This window comes from Pseudoalteromonas sp. RB2-MNA-CIBAN-0110 (assembly GCF_040309305.1).
Taxonomy (GTDB): Bacteria; Pseudomonadota; Gammaproteobacteria; order Enterobacterales; family Alteromonadaceae; genus Pseudoalteromonas; species Pseudoalteromonas arctica.
In genome coordinates, this window is the sequence record NZ_JBEOOQ010000006.1 from 1 (window position 1) to 22,973 (window position 22,973).

22 protein-coding genes are annotated in these 22,973 nt (G+C 38.0%); 12 read left to right on the forward strand and 10 right to left on the reverse strand.

Annotated features, from left to right (window positions below; translation table 11 throughout):
• Nucleotides 1–105 precede the first annotated feature (105 nt).
• The 5 genes from AAEY68_RS05040 (at nt 106) to AAEY68_RS05060 (ending at nt 5,467) form a co-directional block, all read left to right on the forward strand.
• Entirely contained in the window at nt 106–720 is a 615-nt protein-coding gene (locus AAEY68_RS05040) for a hypothetical protein (protein ID WP_350585616.1), read from the forward strand.
• Between the two features lie 258 nt (nt 721–978).
• On the forward strand, nt 979–2,148 hold the full coding sequence (locus AAEY68_RS05045; protein ID WP_350585617.1) for a hypothetical protein: 1,170 nt from the start codon (nt 979–981) through the stop codon (nt 2,146–2,148).
• A gap of 351 nt (nt 2,149–2,499) precedes the next feature.
• Entirely contained in the window at nt 2,500–3,480 is a 981-nt protein-coding gene (locus AAEY68_RS05050) for a hypothetical protein (RefSeq protein ID WP_024593729.1), read from the forward strand.
• A 96-nt stretch (nt 3,481–3,576) separates the two neighbouring features.
• Entirely contained in the window at nt 3,577–4,560 is a 984-nt protein-coding gene (locus AAEY68_RS05055) for a hypothetical protein (RefSeq protein ID WP_024593728.1), read from the forward strand.
• A 400-nt stretch (nt 4,561–4,960) separates the two neighbouring features.
• Complete coding sequence (locus AAEY68_RS05060) at nt 4,961–5,467, forward strand: DUF6795 domain-containing protein (RefSeq protein WP_024592003.1); 507 nt, start codon at nt 4,961–4,963, stop codon at nt 5,465–5,467.
• A 60-nt stretch (nt 5,468–5,527) separates the two neighbouring features.
• On the opposite strand, the gene AAEY68_RS05065 is transcribed toward AAEY68_RS05060, so the two are convergent.
• From AAEY68_RS05065 to soxR, 3 genes are all read right to left on the reverse strand, one after another.
• The gene (locus tag AAEY68_RS05065) at nt 5,528–6,613 is read right to left on the reverse strand and encodes a rhomboid family intramembrane serine protease (protein WP_007584430.1); all 1,086 of its coding nucleotides are present in this window, start codon (nt 6,611–6,613) and stop codon (nt 5,528–5,530) included.
• A complete protein-coding gene (locus tag AAEY68_RS05070; RefSeq protein WP_024593726.1) occupies nt 6,603–7,244 on the reverse strand; it encodes a hypothetical protein in 642 nt (213 codons plus the stop codon). The genes AAEY68_RS05065 and AAEY68_RS05070 overlap by 11 nt, the downstream gene beginning before the upstream one ends.
• A 411-nt stretch (nt 7,245–7,655) precedes the next feature.
• The gene (gene soxR, locus AAEY68_RS05075) at nt 7,656–8,114 is read right to left on the reverse strand and encodes a redox-sensitive transcriptional activator SoxR (protein ID WP_024593725.1); all 459 of its coding nucleotides are present in this window, start codon (nt 8,112–8,114) and stop codon (nt 7,656–7,658) included.
• Between the two features lie 76 nt (nt 8,115–8,190).
• Between soxR and AAEY68_RS05080 the strand changes: the two genes are divergently transcribed.
• The 6 genes from AAEY68_RS05080 to AAEY68_RS05105 all read left to right on the forward strand — a co-directional run bounded on the left by AAEY68_RS05080 (nt 8,191) and on the right by AAEY68_RS05105 (nt 13,024).
• Nucleotides 8,191–8,664: a flavodoxin family protein gene (locus tag AAEY68_RS05080; RefSeq protein ID WP_024593724.1), complete on the forward strand. Its 474-nt coding sequence runs from the start codon at nt 8,191–8,193 to the stop codon at nt 8,662–8,664.
• A gap of 72 nt (nt 8,665–8,736) precedes the next feature.
• Nucleotides 8,737–9,246, forward strand: coding sequence for a DsrE family protein (locus AAEY68_RS05085; RefSeq protein WP_024593723.1), 510 nt, complete (start codon nt 8,737–8,739; stop codon nt 9,244–9,246).
• An 8-nt stretch (nt 9,247–9,254) separates the two neighbouring features.
• Nucleotides 9,255–9,890, forward strand: coding sequence for an SGNH/GDSL hydrolase family protein (locus AAEY68_RS05090; protein WP_024593722.1), 636 nt, complete (start codon nt 9,255–9,257; stop codon nt 9,888–9,890).
• Nucleotides 9,891–9,968: 78 nt separating this feature from the next.
• On the forward strand, nt 9,969–11,507 hold the full coding sequence (locus tag AAEY68_RS05095) for an EAL domain-containing protein (RefSeq protein WP_024593721.1): 1,539 nt from the start codon (nt 9,969–9,971) through the stop codon (nt 11,505–11,507).
• A 56-nt stretch (nt 11,508–11,563) separates the two neighbouring features.
• Nucleotides 11,564–12,085 (forward strand): hypothetical protein, encoded by a 522-nt coding sequence (locus tag AAEY68_RS05100; RefSeq protein ID WP_024593720.1) that lies wholly within the window; start codon nt 11,564–11,566, stop codon nt 12,083–12,085.
• Nucleotides 12,086–12,334: 249 nt separating this feature from the next.
• Nucleotides 12,335–13,024, forward strand: coding sequence for a response regulator transcription factor (locus tag AAEY68_RS05105; RefSeq protein WP_007584415.1), 690 nt, complete (start codon nt 12,335–12,337; stop codon nt 13,022–13,024).
• A 148-nt stretch (nt 13,025–13,172) separates the two neighbouring features.
• Here the strand turns inward: AAEY68_RS05105 and AAEY68_RS05110 are convergent, their stop codons facing one another.
• The 4 genes from AAEY68_RS05110 to AAEY68_RS05125 are packed head-to-tail and all read right to left on the reverse strand — an operon-like array spanning nt 13,173 to nt 16,303.
• The gene (locus AAEY68_RS05110) at nt 13,173–13,946 is read right to left on the reverse strand and encodes a CsgG/HfaB family protein (RefSeq protein WP_007584410.1); all 774 of its coding nucleotides are present in this window, start codon (nt 13,944–13,946) and stop codon (nt 13,173–13,175) included.
• The gene (locus tag AAEY68_RS05115; RefSeq protein ID WP_007584408.1) at nt 13,946–14,371 is read right to left on the reverse strand and encodes a curli assembly protein CsgF; all 426 of its coding nucleotides are present in this window, start codon (nt 14,369–14,371) and stop codon (nt 13,946–13,948) included. The genes AAEY68_RS05110 and AAEY68_RS05115 overlap by 1 nt, the downstream gene beginning before the upstream one ends.
• Entirely contained in the window at nt 14,361–14,762 is a 402-nt protein-coding gene (locus tag AAEY68_RS05120) for a curli production assembly/transport protein CsgE (protein WP_024591989.1), read from the reverse strand. The genes AAEY68_RS05115 and AAEY68_RS05120 overlap by 11 nt, the downstream gene beginning before the upstream one ends.
• Before the next feature lie 38 nt (nt 14,763–14,800).
• Nucleotides 14,801–16,303 carry a curlin gene (locus tag AAEY68_RS05125; RefSeq protein ID WP_350585618.1) on the reverse strand — a complete coding sequence of 501 codons (1,503 nt, stop codon included), beginning with the start codon at nt 16,301–16,303 and terminating at the stop codon, nt 14,801–14,803.
• A gap of 583 nt (nt 16,304–16,886) precedes the next feature.
• Between AAEY68_RS05125 and AAEY68_RS05130 the strand changes: the two genes are divergently transcribed.
• Nucleotides 16,887–19,388 (forward strand): S8 family serine peptidase, encoded by a 2,502-nt coding sequence (locus tag AAEY68_RS05130; protein WP_350585619.1) that lies wholly within the window; start codon nt 16,887–16,889, stop codon nt 19,386–19,388.
• Between the two features lie 68 nt (nt 19,389–19,456).
• Here the strand turns inward: AAEY68_RS05130 and puuE are convergent, their stop codons facing one another.
• From puuE to guaD, 3 genes are read right to left on the reverse strand one after another with little or no spacing between them, the layout of a single operon-like run.
• A complete protein-coding gene (puuE, locus tag AAEY68_RS05135; protein ID WP_350585620.1) occupies nt 19,457–20,392 on the reverse strand; it encodes an allantoinase PuuE in 936 nt (311 codons plus the stop codon).
• Between the two features lies 1 nt (nt 20,393).
• A complete protein-coding gene (locus AAEY68_RS05140; RefSeq protein ID WP_024593718.1) occupies nt 20,394–21,602 on the reverse strand; it encodes a urate hydroxylase PuuD in 1,209 nt (402 codons plus the stop codon).
• A 5-nt stretch (nt 21,603–21,607) separates the two neighbouring features.
• Nucleotides 21,608–22,972 carry a guanine deaminase gene (gene guaD, locus AAEY68_RS05145; protein ID WP_350585624.1) on the reverse strand — a complete coding sequence of 455 codons (1,365 nt, stop codon included), beginning with the start codon at nt 22,970–22,972 and terminating at the stop codon, nt 21,608–21,610.
• Between the last annotated feature and the right edge of the window lies 1 nt (nt 22,973).

Below are 22,973 nucleotides of genomic sequence, written 5' to 3' on the forward strand. Positions count from 1 at the left end.
AGCCACAACCAAATGGTTGCCCCTGGAGTAGCCGAAGAAAAACTTAATTCACTGTCCGGAATTAGCTGACCACAACATTTAAACCTTCAACCACTCTGGGATAGGATGGCGCCTCCTAAGTTAGCGTATTTTGACCGTCAAACAGGTAAGGTTGGTTATACCTTTGATATCCCAGATTGTGAAGCACGAGATGAGTTTGGTAATTGCTGTTTTGATTGGCGAGATATGCAATGCTCATTAATAAACGAAAGTACATCGCAGTCGGGCTCGCGAGCATTTTTTCCAAGACTCTCCCATAAAGATATAGATAAATACCCACAAACAAAAATGACGATTGTAGTGACAGAGTTAGCACAAAACCCAATTTATTGTTTACTGTTTTGGGAACGATTAGTTCGCTTTATGGATAACACAAAGCCATTACCTGATATACCTGAATATGAGGGTTACAGGCACCTAGATTCAATTACCGCTGAGTTTGATAAGCACAACAATCGCCCTGAGGTTTACTGGCGTGACATGAGCTTTGCACAACAAACCGAAATTTATGATGAGTTATATGCTGAAGCATACAAAATAGATTGGTACAACGACGAGCCACACCCTGAAATAACCAAACCATGGTTACGGTGGACGCCTGAGCCCGAGCGAAAACAAACACTTAATTGGAAATACAAAGCGAAACGGATATTTATGCAATTAACGTGTGGGATACCTTAAGTACCTTTTATGGCGCAGTTTGGTTTATATAATTAGAGTGGCTATATAGTTTGATTATCAGTGTACCCAGAAGGTAAAGGCTAGCCGACTATTCAAGGTTTTAATAGTACCTATGGCTTACCAATTGAGTATTACAAAGCGGATGAAAACCTAGAACATTATCTTGGGGTGATGACCGTAAGTACAGTCACCGCATTGGTCAAGTTATAAGCCAAGCAGTAATTAATTTATAAGAAGTAGATTGTTAAAGGAGTAACTATGAACATAGATGATAAAAGATCAGAGGACGAAAGAATACTTGATGAGCTAGTTGAGCGCCACATTGCTGAAGAGGAAGATGGTTTAACTCACGAAGAACGAGAAAAAATAAAAAGAGAAAACCGTGTTAACGCAATTAAACAGTGGTGCGCTGAAAATCCTGGTCGAGACCCAGCTAGAGCGAAAGATAAAACCATAAAACAACTCGCTCTAGATGAAAAAGCGGTCGTCCGATTAGAAGAATTTAGAAAAAATAACCCTGAAAAAATGCTAGAAATCGAAAGGAGAGGCGATAACAAAAGTAAATACCGTGATAATAGACAAACCTACAAAGAGCAACTGCCAAGAAACTACTTACATGTAGACAGTTATGAAACGCGATTAAAAAAAGCCGAAGCACTCAATGGCTGCGGGTTTAAAACCCGTACGTTTAAAAGTAAGCGTTTTACTGATGAATACGCAGCAGAGCTCAAGTCGCCTAATCGTGGCTCAACGCTTGAGGGACATTGGGTTCGCACCGATGGGCAACAACTTGCTATTTCATGGTTTGGAGGGTGGTCGAACTTATTTACTATTCTTGGCTTTGGTTGTACGAGCCTCGCATTACTCGTATTTGGTTTCCATATTCTTGCTCTTATCATGGACGGGTTTGAATATTTCTGGGTGATGGCTTCAATCTATGTGGTGCTCTTTGGTTTAGGAGTGTTTACGTTAAAACACCGGGCTATTTTATCGCACCGAGATAAGTTTTACTTCAATCGCCATACTGGGCTTGTAAAAACCCCGCATACTTTATTTAGAAAACCGTTTTATTTACCTTACGAAGATATTGTTTGCTATGGTGCAAATGAGCGTAATGTCGGCTCAGCCCGTGGTGGTTCACGCGTGTTTGTGTCCCTTATGGTGCCGTTAAAATACCCGAAACGTTATCGTCTCACTAAACCAATATTTTACGTGGGTGGTTTTAACCGAGAGTGGGATTCGCTGCAATATGCAACAGCCATGACTTTTATGGATACATCAATCCCGCTTGGCACGCATTTATATCAATCGATAGAGCACTACTTCAAAATCGATAAAGATATAACGGAAAAACATGCCTTTCCTGAGGAGCTAAAACCTTATTTAGACCAGGATGACTGCCAAGTAAACAGACATAAAGTATGGTGATGTAAAAAACAGCGGTTAGTGTGAATCGCTGTTTTGCCTTATGCAAAAATCAACTTTAAAAACACAATTAGAGTGGCTGTCTAGTTTAATTATGAATTTGAGTGGCTGTCTAGTTTAATTATGAATTTGAGTGGCTGTCTAGTTTAATTATGAATTTGATGATAATAATCCTAGCCTAAATGCTGCAGTTTATGAGTTTGAAATTGAATCTCCTAGTATTAGTGTGTTTGATGTTGAAATAACACCAACACTTATATATAACGAAGATTTAACCTTACCAATAGATTTTGATGCGTTTGAAAAGCCAATTGAAAATGCCTCACCTGATTTAGCAATTGCATAAGGAACCTGATGCAAAAAAATAATTACTTTGGTGTTGGAATAATGCCAAAGAAAACGAAGTTTAATCGCTTTTTTGAATATCGCAGTATAAAAAATATATATCACGAATTTAAAGGCCTGTGTTTTTTATATGATTGGCTTGATACGAACAAGTTATATGAAAATCAGCGCGAAAAATACAAACTTGTCCCTTGTGGTAATAACCCTATAAAAGCCATTTTATTTGGGCCAATGGCTATAGGGGCTGTATTAAGTCTATTATTACTAATAGCCTGTGTCGTAGCAACATACTCTGAAGAGCCATTCCCTTGGTGGCTTGTAATCTTTACCTTTTCTTGGAATTTATTCTTTTTAAATTTATTACCGATCACAGCAAGATACATACCAGATAGGGTGATGTACCTTGATAGGCAAAACCAAACGGTCGGGTTTACTTTTGAGATACCAGGTTGTGAACAAAGAGATGACTTAGGTAACTGTTGCTTTAAATGGGAAGAGATTGTTTGCAGGTTAACCTCGAAAATGGGCGCGCCGGGTGTAATGAATTACTTTCCAGAAATTAGTCATATAGACCAAGATAAGTACCCTAAAACAATAGTAACCGGTTCAGTTGTAGAACTTTCAGCCAATCCAGTGCATTGTTATTTATTGTGGGAGTGTTATGTACGTTTTATGGATTTAAGTAAGCCATTGCCCGATGTGCCTGTATATGAACAACACCGTCATTCAGATCCAATTACAGCAGAGTTTGATAAAAAAAATAATCGTCCTTCAGACTTTTGGGTAGACTTTTCAATTGAACAGCAAATTGAGATTAGGGACGAAATTTTAGAAGATGCTTTTCCATATGATTGGCTGAAAGGTAGAGAGCAGGAAGAAGTAATCAAACCTTGGCAGCATTGGAAAGCAGAGCCTGAGCGCATAGAGCAATTAACGTGGAAATATAAAGTAAAGCGTTTATTGATTCAACTTTTTATCGGCTTTCCGTGAGACTGTTTAAGTTTCAGAGTCCATGATACTTTAACAATCAGAAAAGGAACTTAAGCAGAGGCACCTTAAAGTGCCTCTGTTTATCAAAGGAATCTGATGCAAAATAATGACTACCTAGCCGTTGATATTATGCCTAAAAAAACGCGGTTCAATCGTTTTTTTTATCCTGAGAGATTAAATAGCTTTAAAGAAAAGTTTAAAGGCTTGTGTTACTTGTATGACTTACCTTCTAAAAAACAGAAGGCAATACAAAAACACCCAGAACGATATAAAGTAGAAATGTGTGGAAATAATTCCGTCAGGGTTATTTTATTTGGCCCAATAATAATCGGATTTACTTTGAGTATAATCTTGTTGATCTGTTGCTTAGTGGCTACCTATTCCAAGGACCCATTCCAGTGGTGGATACCTATACTTACTTTTTCTTGGAATTTGTTTTTTCTTAATTTACTGCCACTAACAGACAGTTACATCCCCAAAAAACAAATATACTTTGATAGACAAAAGCAGCTAGTAGGCTTTACTTATCCTATCCCTGGTTGCGAAGCGCGTGATGAGCAGGGTAATTGTTGTTTTAAGTGGGCTGATATTGTATGCCATTTAGATATGGTTGCAACACGCCCGGGTGTAATGGGGTTTGTACCCTATATAAGTCATGTTGATGAGGATAAATACCCTGACACTAAAATTGTTGTGCAAGTGCCAGATAACTCAAATAACCCAATGAACTGTTATTTATATTGGGAGCGTGTAGTGCGTTTTATGGACAACAGCCAACCACTTCCTGATGTACCTGAGTATGAAAACTACCGACACCTTGATGGATCCACCGCTGAATTTGATAAAAAAAATGACAGACCTAATAAATTTTGGACCGATTTTTCACTTGCTCAACAAGCCGAAATTTGGCAAAAGTTTAATAAAGAGGCTGCTCATTTTAATTGGCTCAGAGCTACACCTAACGAAGAAATAATTAAGCCTTGGCTGCATTTTAAAGGTGCGCCTGAGCGTATCGAAAAACTAACCTGGAAATACAAAGCAAAGCGTTTAGCGCTACAGCTGTTTATGGGAATACCTTAAGTGTTTATAAAAGCCGCTTTATAACTTAAAGGAAGTTTGAGCTTGAGCTATACATAGTTTGAGTTTGTTAAAGGAGTATATGCTTAATTATAAGTACTTAGGCGGCTCGCAGTCTAAAAAATAATCTTCAATTAATTCTACGAAGAATGTTAAACGGTTTGTGTATTTTAGTTAATTGACAATATGACATCTTATATTTATTACTTCTAATACTTTAAGGTCAGCTTACCTCGCTTATAGCAATGTATAAATATTTAGACTTTATTATTGTAGTTATTTTTAATATCGCCAGTAAATCAGCTAAATCTATATAGGCATAATCCTAGGAATAGCGATTTAAAATATGTTACAAGTTGGCTTTTGTTGTTAGGCTAAAAATACAAATACAAGAGGGATTTTTATGATCAAGACAAGAACAGCAGGCGTGACGTTAACACTTATTCTATTTTTATTAATACCAATGCAAGGATATGCAGATATGTTTGGCTTTTTTAACAAGCAAGACGTTACGTTGTCGTTGTCTATTAAAGGCAGATTATTAAGCAATGGTGAGCCTCAACAAGGCGTTACAGTGACAAGAGAGCTAATTTATGGCGATACTTATGTTGATGAAGCTATAAGTGACAGCAATGGTTACTTCTATTTTAATAATAAAAAAATACGCAGTTCAAAGCCTTCAAACATGTTTTTTAATAGCTCTTTAATGCAAAGTATTCATATAAAAAATAAAAATACTGATGATTCAGTTTTATGGGTTCTAAATACTCTTTTTACAGAGCATCAAGGCTTATTTGCTGATAACTTAAGTAATTTAGAGTGCGAGCTTACTGAAGAGCCAATAACATACGATATACCGATTAAAAACACAGGACATTTTTTTACCGTATATACTCGCTGTAAGTTATAAGTTTATGTAGTGAGATTTAATAAAGTCACCAATTTATTATTGATGACTTTATTAAATTAATTAACGTTTAAGTTGCGCTTCTTTTTGATTTAGCAGACGAATAATAGGGTTTTGCTCTAATATTTTACTTTTTAAAATATAACCAATAATTAATCCAGCTATAAAGCCACCAATATGCGCACCATAATCAATGCCATCGGGGCCTGTTACTGCACCAAAAATGTTAAATCCTAACCAAATAGCGAAGAACCATACCGCAGAAAGTTTCTTCTGATAAATTATAAACATAAAAGTAAGGCTTGCGTGTCTGAACCACATTAAATACATGCCAAATAAACCGGCTATAGCGCCACTTGCACCCACGCCTGGAATTGTAGACATTGGGCTTACAATGTAGCTTGCAAACGATGCGAGTAGTCCACAGGCTAAATACCATAACAAAAAGCGTTTATGGCCTAACACGTCTTCTAAGTTATCGCCAACGATGTATAAAAAGTACATATTGCCAACTAAATGCATTATTGAACCATGTAAAAATACGCAAGTTAATACAGTCCATAGCTCATTACCTTTGCTTAAATCTGCAGGTGTCATGGCAAAGTTATCAATGACATAGCTGAATGAGCTCGGGTTTAAAAAATAAAGTGCAAAAATCAATGTATTTAAAACAATAAGACCGCGAGTTACCCAAGGAGTCTTTTGTGGCTTAATATTATATTCAACAGGCATTTGCGTTAAAAATTGAAACAAGTAGGTTTTCCAACTCACTTTTTGATTTAGCTCGCCTAAACTCACCTTTATTTCAGGGCTTTTTTCAACACTTTCAAGTTCGTCTTTATCAATCCAGGTGCCATCGCAGTGTCTACAAACATCAATTTCGGTATGAAAAGCTTCCAGTAAGTGAAAACGTTCTAAACTTTTTTTACAATCAGGGCAGTCAAGCTCAGAAACGCCTAATGGCTCACCAAAGTGAGTTTCAAATTTATCACCTTCTGGGCCGTCATTTATCTCGGAAATCATGCGATTTACTTCATTTTTTTCGAACCATAAGCCACCACATTCACGGCAAATATCTATTTCTTCACCCTGATAATTGGTTACTTCTAGTGGATGATCTTTACAATGTGGACAGCTTTTAGTTGGCATTTGTAAGTTCCTTTAACGAACCAACAGAAATATCATTCTGCTGTAATTCCATTTTTAATTGTTTAGCGCTATTTTTTAATGCAGGGAGTGTTTGAGTTTTAATTAAATTAGTAATCTCTTTTAATTCTTCAGCTGCTTGTCTAGCGGAAATTCTTTTATTAGCTACAGCGTCTATTAAAAATTTAGCTCTTGAGTAAAATCGACGTATTTGCGTTAGTAATTTACTTGGGGTTTCGAGTGTAGTTGGAGAGTACTGCATCGTTTGCCAAATGTACTTTTCGAGTGTTGGTTTAAAATACTCAATTTCTTTTATTGATGGGCTTTTTGCAAGTAAATTAGCATACTCTTCCATACTGTTTGCATTATCAGCAACTTCGTCAAATAAGGAGGTACGCAAATAGTAGTTATCTTCCATTTTACTAAATGAGTCAAATTTAAGCGCTTGTTCTAAGCCGCTTTGAGCAGCTAAATACACGCCGAATATAGTAGAAATAACCATAAAAAATTGATTTAGCCAAAAACCAGTACTTTTTAGTTCTTTGTGATCGACCGTTTTAAGGGCTTGCGAAAATTTTTGAGTAACTACAGGTGGTTTTGTATTGTTTTCAGGGGTGTGATTAGTTGGTTCCAACAGTTTGTTCCTTGAATATTTACTTCCTTTTTAGGCGCACAAGAATACTTAAAAATTAACCAGTTAGCAATGCTCCTACCCACATTGAATATACTTTTTACATATATTAAAGAAACCATTCGAGTATAGCCCTTCCCCTAAATTTTAAATTGTTTTTTAAATCATCTAGCGATCCAACTAAACAAGAAACTTCATGGCTCTATATTAATGAATAGAGAGTTTTTGTAGTGCCTGAGGCTATTTTGTTAGCAAAGTAACGTATTACCAATAAACGGACTAAAAAAACCTTCTTTAATAACTCAATAATGAGGCGTAGTTAGCCTTTATATTTAAGGCGTTGTTGGCCCAACGCCTAAGAGGGGTATTTATTTTTGTTATACAAAAGTGGAGAACTTTTTACACAGGCAAAGACTATGTATTTAAAAGCACAGCGCCGCTTTTATTTTCGCCTAAATGATCATCTTCATTGTAAATTGGGCAACTTTTAAGTGATAAGCAACCACATCCTATACAACCGTCTACTTTGTCGCGCAGGCGTTGCATATGCGCAATTCGCTCATCAAGTTGCGCTTGCCAATGTTTTGAAAGTGCTGACCAGTCTTGTTTTGTTGGTGTGCGGTTGTCGGGTAGGGTAGCTAAGGTGTTTTTAATCTCATCGAGCGTAATTCCCATCGCTTGAGCTGCTTTTATTACAGCTACACGGCGTAATACATCAGGTTTATAACGTCGCTGATTACCATTATTTCGCCAGCTCTTAATTAAAAACTTAGTTTCGTAAAAGTGAAGAGTAGATACTTTTACACCACTTCTTTTTGCTACATAGCCAACGGTTAGGTTAGCTTCGGTTAATTTTTTTTGTCCTAGTGGCATTATTTTAACCCTTCAGTTGACCTCAATATAACTTGAGGTTTTAAGCTTCTACCACATTAAAAAAGGAGCTAACTAAATGCAACAAAAACTTGAGCGTAATACTGTTATTATTTATTCAAGCGCACGAAAAAACGGCAATACCACAGCCCATGTTAATAGCTTTGCCGAGCAAAATGATGTGCGCGTAATTTGTCTGGATGATTATAAAATTGCGCCGTATTGTTATGACAAAAACTATAAAAATGATGACTTTTACGCGCTATTTGAAGCACTTTTAAAGTACGACCATTGGGTGTTCGCGTCTCCTGTTTATTGGTATAACACTACGGTACAAATGAAGTCTTTTATAGATAGGATCACAGATTACATGGATGACGAAACCTTGAAGCCGAAGTTACAGGCTTTACGTAATAAAGATTTTTCGTTGTTATCAAACGGATCATCGCTTGAAGCGCCTGATATTTTTGTAGAAATGTTTAAACGAACATTTAGCTATTTAGGTATGCAGTTTATTAACCATCATCATAAAAACACTCAATCGGCAGCATGATAAGCTGCCCTTTTTTCTTTGCTTCTGTTAGTTTTATAAATAGGTTAACTTATTTAAAACACAGGATTGTTTATGAAATACCTATTATTACTTTTACTTATAAGCCCATTTTCGCAAGCGGGTGAAAACCTTATTAAAGACTTTGGTTACTTTTATAGTGTCCCGGAGCATGTTCAGATAAGTGACTCTACGGTATTTAAAATAGCCTTTGATGTTGGTGATGGCGCTAAAAAAGGTGAGCAGAACAATTCAATGAACTCACTTGCACGTTTTATTAATATGCATGTAGCACACGGTGTAAAGCCAGATAACATTCAATTAGCGTTAGTGGTACATGGTAGTGCTAGCGTTGATGTATTGGCTAATAGTGAATATAAAGAACGTTTTAAAGCAGATAACAAAAATCAAAGTTTAATAAAGCAATTGTTGGCCAATAACACCGTGGTTTATGTATGTGGGCAATCGGCTACGCATTATAAAGTAGCACCAGAACAACTAATTGAAGGTGTGCAAATGTCACTTTCGGCGATGACAGCACATGCCCAGCTGCAACAGCAGGGTTATACACTCAATCCATTTTAATAATTAACATGACAAAAAATATTCTCTGCTTTGGTGATTCTAATACGTGGGGTTTAAACCCTGTAACGGGAAAACGCTTTGATGAAAATACCCGTTGGACATCGTTATTAAATAAAAACTTAGGGTGTGGCTTTAACGTAATAGAGGCAGGGCAGCCTAACCGCACGTTAGTGCATAATCCACCGTTTGATGGCGTGCTTAATGGTGTTAGTTATCTAAAGCCTTATTTGGATAAGCATGAGCTCGACTTTATTATTATTGCCCTTGGTACAAACGATCTTAAAAAACGTTTTAATTTAACACCTAGTTTAATAGCAGATGGGTTAAATGATTTAATTAACTCAATACATATTTATTATCAGCAAGGTAGTACTTTAAAATCTCCTAAAATTATTATTGCTAGCCCACCTAAAATAAGAATCACCGAGCAGTATTCGCGTATTTACGAAGGTGCAGATATAAAAGCAACAGAGCTCTCTAGTGCATTCAAAAGCGTTGGGGCTACTCATAAATGTACTTTTATTGATTTTAATACATTTATTAATGTAACAGCCGGTGATGGGATTCACTTTGAAAGTAATCAGCATTTAACGGTAAGCGCTAAAATCACTCAGTTTATTCAAAATTCGTTCAATAATTCTTGAATCGATCTGTTTGAATTTAATGCGACTTATGCAATCATCTAATAAAGTAGTGATATAAATTAACAACTTCGAGATGCTATGAAAAAGTACCAACAAAAATCTATTATAGCCGTTTTAACCGGAGGGTTAGTTTTTGTAATTGGCTGTTTTATTTTGCTCAATTTTGCAGCGCAGCAGTTAACAGCACAAACAAAGTCTGATGCTGAATATATTCTCGGTCATGTAGAAGGTGCAATTGCAGAGAGGCGTCGAATTCTTACCCCATTAAATAAGCTTGCGTTTAAGCAGTGTGACAACACAACCCTTCTTGAGATGCGCCGCGCTTTATTTGATGCAAAATATGTAATTGATATAGGCTTTTTTAAAGGTAACCAGCTAGTTTGCACTACGGGTGCAGGCTTATTAAGTAAACCAATTAACGACAAACAGCCTGACTTTATTCGAGATGATGAACAGGTGAGGGTTCGTTTTGAGCCAGAGCTTTATCTATTATTATTTAGTGAGCGCCCTATGGAGGTAATTATAGTCAGACAAGGGGATTATAATTTAATTATGCAGAGCACGCCCTTTACCAACATCGGAATTACTGCGCCAGATTGGGAAGTTATTTATAAAACACCAAATGCTTTGCATCATTTAGCAGGTAAAGAGGGGCTGTACCAGCAGGTAAAAAACAGCGTTTTTTTTCCTTACGAAACTAACTCAGTTTGCAGTTCTACAAGTAGTCAATATTGTGTAGTAGTGCACTTGCCTTGGAGTCTGTTTTTTTCTAATAATCACTTATTATTAATAATTTCGTTAATTTTAACCTGTTTAGCGGGCATATCGAGTGCGTTAATAGTTGATGCGAGGATTGCTGCACGCCGCTCTACCAATCAACGTATTCGTAAAGGGCTCAAAAAGGGATCATTTTATTGGACTTACCAGCCCATTATTTGTTTGCAAAGTGGCAAGCTGATTGGTTGCGAGGTACTTGCACGTTTTGAAGATAAGTACGGTGCTTTATTTCCAGATGAGTTTATTCCGGTTATTAGAAAAAATAATTTAACTTGGACTTTTACTGAGGCAATGATTGCTACCACAATAAAAGAGTTAACCTCTATAGAGTTATTGCCAGAAGGCTTTAAAGTGTCGCTTAATATATTTCCGTGTGATGTAGAGCTGGGTAATGTGTCGTTACTGCCGCAAATTACAGAGCTTACCAACTCACGCTTTATTATTTGTTTAGAGATAACTGAAGACGAATACCTTGATACAAGCATTGCGCATGCTCATTTTAGAACCTTAGTTGAATCGGGATTTAACTTATCATTAGATGACTTTGGTACGGGTTATTCGAATTTAAGAAACTTACAAAATTTGAGCTTTCATCAACTTAAAATTGATCGTACGTTTGTTCAAGATATAGCAACTGAGGGCTTAAAAGCCTCTATGATCCCAAATATTATGGAACTTGTGCATAAGTTTAATTATACCTGTGTGGCAGAAGGGATTGAAACCACTGAGCAAGAAGCTATTTTAAAAATGGCGGGTGTGCATTATGGACAGGGTTGGAAGTATGGTAAGCCCATGACGGCGTCTAAATTTAAAAATTATATAACTAATCAGCATTTTTAGATCTCAGCTGCCATACTAAACGTATCATTATAAAATTTATAAATATTAGGTTTATTATGATCAAATTAACATTAAGTGCTTTTGCATTTTTACTACTTAGTGCATGTACAACACAGTATCCAAACCAGCAATTAACAGGTAAACAGTTCCCAAGCATTAGCGGCGAAAGTTTAGAGCAAAGCATGGTGACTATACCCAGCGATTTTAAAGCAGATAAAACACTGCTGCTCATTGGGTACAAGCAAGATAGTCAGTTTGATATAGACCGTTGGTTAATTGGTTTAGATATGGCGGGTGTAACGCTCCCTACATACGAACTACCAACCATTGTCGGCATGGCACCACGTATGTTTAGCACATTTATAGACAGCGGTATGCGCAAAGGCATCCCTAAAGAATTATGGGGTGGGGTAATCACTATTTATAAAGATGGTGAAACAGTTCAAAAGTTTACAGGTAATCAAAGCCCAAATAACTCACGTGTAGTACTCATAAATAGCAGCGGCGAAATTTTATATTTTTATGATCGAGGTTTTTCGGTTGATGCGCTAAATAAACTAAAAGCGAGTATAGAATAATTGATCCTAAAAGTTAGTTTAGGCTAATGCATATTTAAGGCTTTATAAGTTATTAAGCCACTAATCCGATCTGTTATTTATCTTATAAAAGCAATTTTAAAAATAAAATTGATGAAAGTTATGCATTGATTTAATTAGTTTTTATCTATTTTAGGATGAGAAAGAATAACAGTACTTTAATATCAAAATCCCATTGTAAGTTGTATTTGATTTAGGTAATGTAGTGTAAATGTTTCAAGGACGAAATTTATGCCCCATAAAAACTCGGTATTTGTAAAAACAACGTTTCAATCATCTTTTCATTCACACAACTACACCGCTATTTTAAGAACACTACAAGCTTTGTTTGGTGATATTAAAATGGACGAAGTTATTCCTAAAGCTGAGCAGCGCACAAATTATGATTTGTTTTTAATCGATGGTGCTAAAAGCAAATGGCAAGACCTTATTCCGACTGACCTTATTTGTTTAGCTAAACACTATAGCGTTGTCATCTTTAATGTTGATAAAGAAGATGTGTGCGAGCAAAACTTATTGCTTAACCATTTTAATGGTGTTTTTTATAAATCTGATCCACCAGAAGATATTTTTAAAGGGTTACTTCGTGTTAATACTGGCGAGCTTTGGTTTACGCGTAAAGTGATTTCAAAAGCTTTTAACGATATTTTAGCTGTGGCATCGTCGTTTAATAGCTTACACGACGACATTGAATTAAAGCAGGACGATTACGATCATTTAACAAAACGAGAAAAGTCTGTTATTCATTTAATTGCACAGGGTGCGAGTAACAATACAATCGCTGATAAACTTAACATTAGCGACCACACTGTAAAAACACATTTATACAGTGCGTTTAAAAAAACTAACTCACGCAACAGGGTGGAGCTTGCTAATTGGGCACAGCGCTATATATCTGTTTTGCTGCCAATGGCTAAATAAGAGTAAAGCCACCAATACTTTATTAAAGTAAAAACCTTATCCTCTAGATTTTTTATAAGGGTTGGGTTAGCGAAGCACTTTCAACTCACTAACCACACAACCTATAAAGGCTACAATATGTAGCCTTTAGTTAATTTAGGAAGTCAGTTTACGCCGATTTTTTAGCCCATAAGCCTTTATCAATACCTTTTGTTATGAGATCTGTGAGTGCTTTTTCTATTGCTTGTGTTACACAAATGCTCATAGGTTCGTTGTCGCTAAAGCCTGCTTCTGCTTCTGCTAGTCGTTTGTAGCTTACGTATCTAAAAAAGCCTGCACGCATTTCTTGGCTAAGTACTTTTTTGCTGGTGGCTACACTCAATAATACTTGGCCTGTTCGAACATCAACAGCGCGTAAGTATATTGAAATAGCATCTTCACGGTAAAGTTCTGATGCGCCAATACCAAAGTATTCCATACCCAAACCACCTGTTTTTACATTAGTGTCGTAGCTTATGATACCGCCCTCTAAAATGATTTTTGCGGTTGTTAGCGGAGGTAAATCAGCTTGGTTAGGATTATCGGCTTGGCCCGCACGAATAATTTTTCGCTCTGTTAAAATGTTTTGTAAACCTTCACGCTCTACCGGCGTAAACCAATCAGATTCATGTAATGCTTGTATGAGTATTGAGTTAGCACCTTGAGTAACGGCAGTCGAAAATGAGCTAACGTTAGTTTGTGGCTTATATTGACCTGTTTGATCTCTAAATGAGTACACTGATACAGGAATACTCCCGACCGGTTTAGGTAAGTTTTTCAGATCTGCGAATAATTCGGTTGGTTCTAAACTAACTGCTTTTTGTTGCGATGGTGGAATTAAATTCCCTAGGCTCGCACAACCGCTCAATCCTATTAATATTATTGTTATTAGTAGTTTATACATTATCCAAACCTCGGTACTTCAATGATCACCACGGTGTCATCAATTATATTTGTTATTCTTACTGTAATAGAATCGGTTGTGCTGGTTATAACTTCAATTTGATAATCGCCACTCATAAATATGGAGTCTTGATTGAAAAGGCTATCTTCTATGTCCTCACCAAATGCCATATCGGTAATTTCTCTTACCATACGATTTAAATAGGTGCGCTCTAGAGTTTCTTGAAATTGTTCAGCGTAACCTTTTTCTACTACCGGTGCTTTATGCTTGTTTTGAGCTTGGGCTTTACTCAGCAGCATATTTGCATTGAGTGGGTTACCACCAAAGCTTGGGTTAATTGGGGTGTAAATTATTTCAGTTGCTGCTGCTGAAAAGCTTAATGTTGTTATTATTATAAGGGCTATATTTTTCATTTTACCATCCATCTTTAGCCATATCGGGTGTTGACACTGCCATGTTTTCGCGAGCCATTGCATCTATCACTGTATAAACAGCCTGCTCCACACGCTCATTTAAAGGCTCTAGTCGTCTACCTAAGTAAGTTGCGTAAACAAGTTGGTTATTCATTATTAACGACAGCTTTGTGCCTGCTTTTGGAATGACCGTTTCTTTAATTTCAATGTTAAAACCTGCAGTTGAAGGGAGATCTCGCCAGTAATTAGAAAACTCAAAATAGAACTGATGACCAAAGCGGCTAATACTCCTATCAAGTAGTAGGCCGTCAATCTCCAACTCTTCAGCGGCATAAGATGCGGGCATTAATAACAGAGAAAGCGAAAGTAATAATACTTGGTAATGGTTTTTATTATTATGCATAACTAAATGGGGAGAGTTGCTCTCCCCAACCTCAATAATTACATTTGAGTAATAGAAGTCACGTTACCGTCACCAATTTGGGTCACTGAAACAGTGCTGTTGAAACCAATTACGGCGCCTTCAACAATGTTATCGTTACCCATTTGAGTTACGCTAAACGAAACGTTTTCACCACCTATTAAAAATGCAGGTTGATCCATTCCAACTACCCAGTTACCTTCGCCAGTTTGTGAAATATCAATGCTGTGGCCATTACCTTCAACCATCATATCAACTACGTTCATTTCACCTGTTTGAGCTAGGTCAATTTGGTTCATGTTGCTATCTAAAATACCTGCAAGTGTAACCATGGCTTCGTTTTGAGAACCATTTTGCATAATATCGATATCGTTGTCGTTTGATGTTAGAGATATATCAGGGTATGAAGACTCAACAACAGCAGTGTTTTCTTGGCCAGACTGAATAACGTTAACGTCATTTTCAGACCCATTAAAGTTAACAACGTGTGCTGAATTTGATTCACCTACTTGGTTAATCATAAATTCGTTATCTGTACCTAAAACGCCCATGTAAGCATCATTTAATAAGCCAACTTGTGTAGCCGTTAATTCATTATCGTCACCAATAATATCAACGGTTGTTGAGTTGCTTAAATCAACCTGAGTTACTGTAACTTCGTTGTTTTGACCTTCGAATAAGTTTGATTCGATAGTATTTAAAGAACCTTCTTGGTCTAAATCAATTTCGTTTTCATCGCCTAATACAGCTACAAATGTTACTGCGTTAGTATTGCCTTCTTGTTCAATTGAAAGCTCATTTGCATCGCCTAAAATATCAGTGAAGGTAACAGTATTACGATCGCCGTCTTGTTCAATATCAAGCTCGTTATCGTTGCCTTGTAAAGAACTCACTTTGAAGGTATTCCAGTAACCGTTTTGCTCAAGACTCAGACTATTCTGATCGCCCATTACAGAGGTTAATTCAGCTTCATGCCACTCACCTGTTTGTAATGAACTGATTTCGTTGCCATTACCTTTCATATCTAAGTTGTAAAACCAATGACCACCAGTGCCTTGCTCTACATCAACGATATTGTCGTCACCAACAATCATGTTGACAGCTTCGTTGTTTACAAAAAAGCCTTGGCCACTTTGCAAAACATTTAGGTAATTATTATTACCAGTAACTTCGGTAATTACACCGTTGGCAACGCCATCTTGGGCATATACTTGCTCGTTGTTGTTACCAATTGTTGTTACGCCAACATAATTACCTGATTGTAATTGAGTAACTTCTGTTGTGTTCTCGTTTCCAGTAGTCGAAACCTCAATAGTATTACTATCTCCCTCTTGCATTAAAATCGCGGTGTTATTATTTTGCGATTGCGCCAATGTCATTGAATTAGCGGTGCTAAGTATAGATATTTTTGTACTAAGTTCTGAGTTTGATGCTGATTTGTTGTCGGTATCTGCATATGAGGCAAAGCTGGTACCCATTGCTATTGCAGCAGCACAACTTAAAAGTGATTTATTCAACTTCATTATTTTCTCCTTGAAATATTAAAATCAAATACCCTAAATGTTATAGGTTTTAATAAGGTATTTGTTGTTTCAGCATGCCGTGCCGATATATTTTTTGTGATCCGCTTGCGTAACTTTAGAAGTAGGTGAAGCGTAATATGTGACTATAAATAATTAAGTTTTAATTTGTCATAAATATTGAACTAACAAAGTTTAAGCTCAAATTCATAATCACCCATTAACTGTATTCCCCTATTTCATTTTCTTAAATCATCATTTTTTACCAAATAATTAACCTTTTATTATCATTGGTTTATGTGTGTAACTGGTGGGTTTTAATGTAATAGTAAGCAAAAGCAGTAAAAAAGTTTGACCCTATAATGGGTAAGGTTGTGATGGGGCAGTTCATTAAAATGACTGTGTTTAGTGTTTTTTTTATAGCCAAACTGGTCAAAATTTATGATTTTTAATTCTTTTTAACTTTTTAACTTGTCAAATATCGTATTTACTAGTTTGCTTATAACTTGCCACGTGATCCCTTGTACTTGAAATAGTGAACAAACCCGCTTAGTGCTTCTAAGCTAACCCAACTATGGATAGAACAATGAAAACAAAATTATCTATTATTACGCTTGCTTTACTACCTTGTTTGGCTTCGGCTAAATTACCTGATGCAGGAGCTCTTCCACAAGCAGCTGCAAGCAGTGACTCTGTTATTGTTAAATATAAAAAAAATGCAACACCTCAAATGCGTAAACAAGCACGAAGCTTGGTTAAAGCAAAAATTACAGATTTAAATAATGATGAAGTTGATGATAACTTCACATCATTATTCTCAGGTCGCCTTGCTAAATTTAAAGTGTCTGGCATGAGCACTAAAGAAGCTATTGAGCGTTTAAAGTCTCATCAAGCTATTGAATATGTTGAGCCAGATTACCGAGTAAGTATTGCGAGCGCACCTAACGACCCTCGTTTTGATGAGCTTTGGGGCCTAAATAATGAAGGTCAGACCGGTGGTACGGCAGACGCTGATATTGATGCTGTAGAAGCGTGGACTATTTCTACTGGTAGTCGTGATGTAGTTGTTGGTGTAATCGATACAGGTATTGATTATAGCCATAGCGATTTAGCGAGCAATATGTGGGTAAATACCTCTGAAATCGCAGGCGATGGTATTGATAATGACGGTAATGGCTTTATCGATGATATTCATGGTATCAATGCGATTACCAATAGTGGCGACCCTATGGATGATGAAGGTCACGGAACGCACGTGTCTGGAACTATAGGTGCGAGTGGTAATAACTCTGTGGGTGTAGTGGGTGTAAATCATGAAGTATCACTTGTTGGTTGTAAGTTTTTAGATGCAGCAGGTAATGGATCAACATCAGATGCAATCAAGTGTATTGATTACATGGTTGGCCTAAAAAACTCTGGTGTTAACATCCGCGTATTAAATAATAGTTGGGGTGGCGGTGGCTATAGCCAAGCGCTGGCTGATGCAATCGAATCAAGTGAAGCTGCGGAGCTACTGTTTGTAGCTGCAGCAGGTAACGACACTATTGATAACGATGTAAACCCACATTATCCATCAAACTACGAAAATGCGAGTGTTCTATCGGTTGCAAGTACTAACCAAACTGATGATATTTCGTGGTTCTCTCATTGGGGCTTAACCCGTGTTGATATGGGCGCACCAGGTACTGCTATTTTATCTACTACACCGGGTGAAAGTTATGCATCGTATTCTGGTACGTCAATGGCAACACCGCATGTTGCTGGCGCAGCTGCGCTAGTTTTATCTATTAATCCAGAGTTATCTACTCAAGAACTTAAAGATTTATTAATGAGCTCGGGCGATGCTAATGCTGCACTGCAGGGGAAAACGGTAGCCGGTACGCGACTTAATGTTAACCAAGCACTTATTGATGCGGATCCAACTCCTGGTTTTAAAATATCAGCTAGCCCGCTTACCCAACAAATTATAGCTGGAGAGGCTACAAGCTATACATTTACAATTGGCTCAATTGCCGAGTGGGATGAGGAAGTAACGCTTGAATTATCAACAACATTAGGTGGTGCTTATTTATCATCGCTTACAGCGCGCCCTGGTGATGACGTGATACTAAATGTTGAAACCGATACTGATACTCAGTGGGGAGATTACGAGTTTACCGTAACGGCCACTGCGGGTGATATTGTTAAACAGCAATCGGTTGAATTAATGATACAACCATTAGGGTTAAATGACTTTACCTACAGCAGTACTGGTAGCGTAGCAATTCCAGATAATTCTCCACAGGGGATTAGCTCAGTAATTAATGTTTCTGATGATTTAACCGTATTTGGCACAACCGCCGATGTTGATATTACTCATACTTACTCTGGTGACTTAGTTGTAAAACTAATATCTGCACAAGGTACAGAGGTAACATTGCAAAGCAATGTTGGTGGTAGTAACGATGATATTGTTAAGAGCTTCACGTCTAGTGCATTCAATGGCGAAGTAGCAAATGGTGACTGGACTCTTCATGTAGAAGATACTGCAGCCGCTGATACAGGTACAATTAATGGCTGGTCACTTACGCTTAGCGCTATAGGCGAAGTAAGTGCACAACCGCCACGTGCAGGCTTTACTGTTGATACGCAAGGTTTAACAGCCTCGTTTGTAGATACAAGCAATGATGCCAATAACGACATTACACAATGGAGCTGGAGCTTTGGCGATGGCGCTACATCAACAGATTCAAGCCCTGTGCATGCATATGCGCAATCGGGTAGTTACGATGTAGAACTAACTGTTACTGACAGTGAAGGTAATACAGATACATTTACCCAAGCCGTTGTTGTAAGTGACGTGACCCTTGAACTGAACTTAAAACGCGCTAACAAAACACGCCTAGGTACGATGCGTGTAGAACTTAGCTGGGAAGAAGTTGGTGCAGAGTCATTAAGCGTTTACCGTAATGGTGAGTTAGTTGATACCACTGCAGATAATGGTCGCTACCGTGATTACGTGCGTGGAGCTACATTACCATCGTACGATTACCAATTATGTGTAACAGAAAATGTGTGTTCGAATATCATCACCGTTTCTTTTGAATAAATTTCACTACTCCTAAAGTAATTTAAGCCCAGCTTTGCTGGGCTTTTTTATGTTTTAAAAAATATAAACTATGCTTTTTTATACGGGTGAGTTTTAAGCCAGTGCTCGGCTATTTGTTCACGCGTGGCAAACCAAACCTGCTCATGCGATCGGGCATATTCTAAAAACCGTGCTAATGCTTTTATTCTTCCTGGGCGACCAATTAAGCGGCAATGCAAACCTATCGACATCATTTTTGGGGTGTTTTCACCTTCTGGGTCACCTTCTTCATAAAGCATATCAAAGGCATCTTTTAAATAATTATAAAACTGATCCCCTGCATTAAAACCCTGTACGGCAGCAAAGCGCATGTCGTTTACATCGAGCGTGTAGGGCACAATGAGTTGTGGCTTACCTTCTTTAATACTGTAAAAGGGCAAATCGTCGCTGTAATCGTCGGCGTCATATAAAAATGTGCCATTCTCAACTACAAGGGCTGCGGTATTTGGGCTAGTTCGGCCGGTATACCAGCCTTTGGGCTTTTTACCTGTAAGCTTTTTAATGACGTCAATGGCTTGTTGCATATGTTCGCGCTCGGTTTGTTTATCTATATTTTGATAATTAATCCAGCGCAGGCCATGGCTTGCAATCTCGTGGCCTGCTTCAACAAAGGCTTTAGCTACATCGGGGTGGCGCTCAAGGGCCATCGCCACTGCAAAAATGGTGACCGGTATATCGTATTTTTTAAATAAACGCAGTAACCTCCACACGCCCGCGCGCGAGCCATATTCGTAAATAGACTCCATGCTGATATGGCGGTCTTCTACATGGGGAGCACTGACTATTTCAGATAAAAATGTTTCAGCGGCTGCATCACCATGTAATACACAGTTTTCGCCGCCTTCTTCGTAATTTAATACCACTTGCACGGCAATACGTGCTTTATTGGGCCAATTTGCATGAGGCGCATGTGGGCCATAACCAATTAAGTCTCGTGGGTAATCAGTTTTAATATGATCAGCCATATTATTTATCCTTATTTAACAAGGTTAACCAAAGTCCTAACGCTTCGCGCTCTGCGTCTGTCATTTTTGTCATATTAGCCAGTGGCATGTCTTTAGTTATTACGGCGCGAGTATGCACAAGTACTTGCGACTTTTTCACCTGTTCAATTGAGTCGAGTTTAAAGCCAAGTGGCGCTGTTTGAAAAAGCTCAGAGGTAGGTGTTTCGCTGTGGCACTGCGTACAGTGTTTGCTGATTATATCCCACGCTTGTGCGTCGGTAATACTTGCTTGTAAAGGCGCGTTTTCGTCTGCATTTGGTGTACTGGGCCAAGGTGCTATTGCTAGCATAAGGGCAAAAAATGCTGCAATACCACTTATAAGTACTGAAGGTTTATTAACGCCTTGATGTTTTAAGTTAAAGTAATGGCGTATCCACATACCAATACCAAACAGCGCAATTAAAATAAGCCAGCCAAAGTTGTGGCTATACGTGTAAGGAAAGTGATTGCTAAGCATAATAAATACCACAGGTAACGTGGCGTAGTTATTATGAATAGAACACAGCTTTGCCTTTAAACCTGGCGTTGAGTCAGGGATTCTACCAGCTTCTACTTCACTTACCATATAGCGTTGCCCTGGCATAATAATGTGATACACATTACCCACCATACACGTGCCAATGAGTGCGCCTACATGAATATACACAGCGCGGTCGCTAAATAATTGATCAACCCCAAAAGTCCACAGAGCTAATAAACCAATAACCACAGCAATAAACACTTTGCCGTTTTCGACCAGCGGGGTTTTACACAATAAACGATAAACACCATAGCCTAAGCCAATAAAACCAAGTGATGCGCCAATAGCTGCAAATTTACTTAGCTCACTTTTACTGTTATCAATTAAGTACACATCGGCGCCAACATAATAAAGTAAGCTAAATAATAAAACACCGGTGATCCAGGTTGTATAGGCTTCCCACTTAAACCAATGCAGGGTATGAGGCATTTGTTCAGGGCCATTTTGATACTTAGCCACTTCGTAAAAGCCACCGCCATGCACGGCCCATAAATCGCCTTTTATGCCTTTATCTATTTTCCACTGCGGTGGTGTTTGTAGGTTGTTATCAAGCCATGCAAAATAAAATGAAGCGCCAATCCAGGCTATACCAGCAATAACATGAAAATAACGCAGTACTAAATGAGCAAGCTCAAATAAATAGTTTTCCATAACAGTTAAGCCTCTTCTAATACCGGTGAGCGGGTGTCTGAAAATTGATTGTTATCATCGCGCTTATACACACTTTTACCCATAATGTAGGTTTGCTCAACGCAGCGGTCGTCGCCTAACATCATCATTGCAAATAGTTTTTCATGCAGAGTTTTGGCATGTTGTATTCTAAATTTTAAAAACGAAGTTGCCGAACAATCCATTACAATAAAATCGGCCTCACAACCGGCTTCAAAATTACCAATTGTCCCTTCTAAATCGAGCGCTCTAGCACCGCCGAGTGTTGCTAAATACAGCCCTTTAAATGCTGAAAACTTTTGACCTTGTAACTGTTGGATTTTGTAAGCTTCGTTACCTGTTTGTAGCATAGAAAAGCTTGTTCCTGCGCCTACATCGGTACCCATGCCTACGTTTATGCCGTGCTCTTCACAGGCTTTTAAATTTAAAAGTCCTGAGCCTAAAAACAGGTTTGAGGTAGGACAGTGCGATATAGCCGCATTGTTATCTGCAAGGCAGCAAAGCTCGCGCTCAGATAAATGAATGCTATGGGCAAATACCGAGCGTTTACGTACCATTTTTGCTTGCTCGTACACGCCTAAGTAGTCTTCGGCTTCTGGAAATAACCCTTTTACCCATTCGCACTCGTCTTTGTTTTCAGATAAGTGTGTATGCAGGTAGGTGTCTGGGTATTCTTCAAGCAACTGAGTACATTTTTGAAGTTGCTCAGGGGTTGATGTGGGGGCAAAACGCGGTGTAACTGCGTAGCTTAGCCTGTCAACATTGTGCCATTTTTTTATTAGGGCTTTGGATTCGTCATAGCTTGTTTGCGCGCAATCAGATAAGTCGTCAGGGCAGTTACGATCCATCATTACTTTACCGGCAATCATACGTAAATTGCGTTTTTGTGATTCTTTAAAAAACGCATCAACCGATTGCGGGTGCACAGTGCCAAATACAAGGGCAGTGGTTGTGCCATTGCGCAGTAGCTCGTCTAAAAAGCGATTAGAGATCTCTTTTGAATAATGCTTACACGTAAATTTTTTCTCTGTCGGAAACGCATACTCGGTTAACCAACTTAGCAGTTGCTCGCCGTACGCCCCCACCATTTCGGTTTGTGGTAAGTGTATGTGAGTGTCAATCATACCAGGCATAACGAGTTTGCCATCGTGGCGGATAACACGCGCTGATTTATCAATCGTTGGCAGTATGTCTTGCTCGTAGCCAAGTTTAACTACTTTGCCGTGCTTGATAACTAATGCGCCTTTTTCAAAAAAACGATGGGCGTTTTCGCCAGCAATGGCAGGGTCGTCAACAAAGTCGAGTATATCAGCACAAACTACTGTTAAGTTATTATTGTTTTGTGTGCTCATA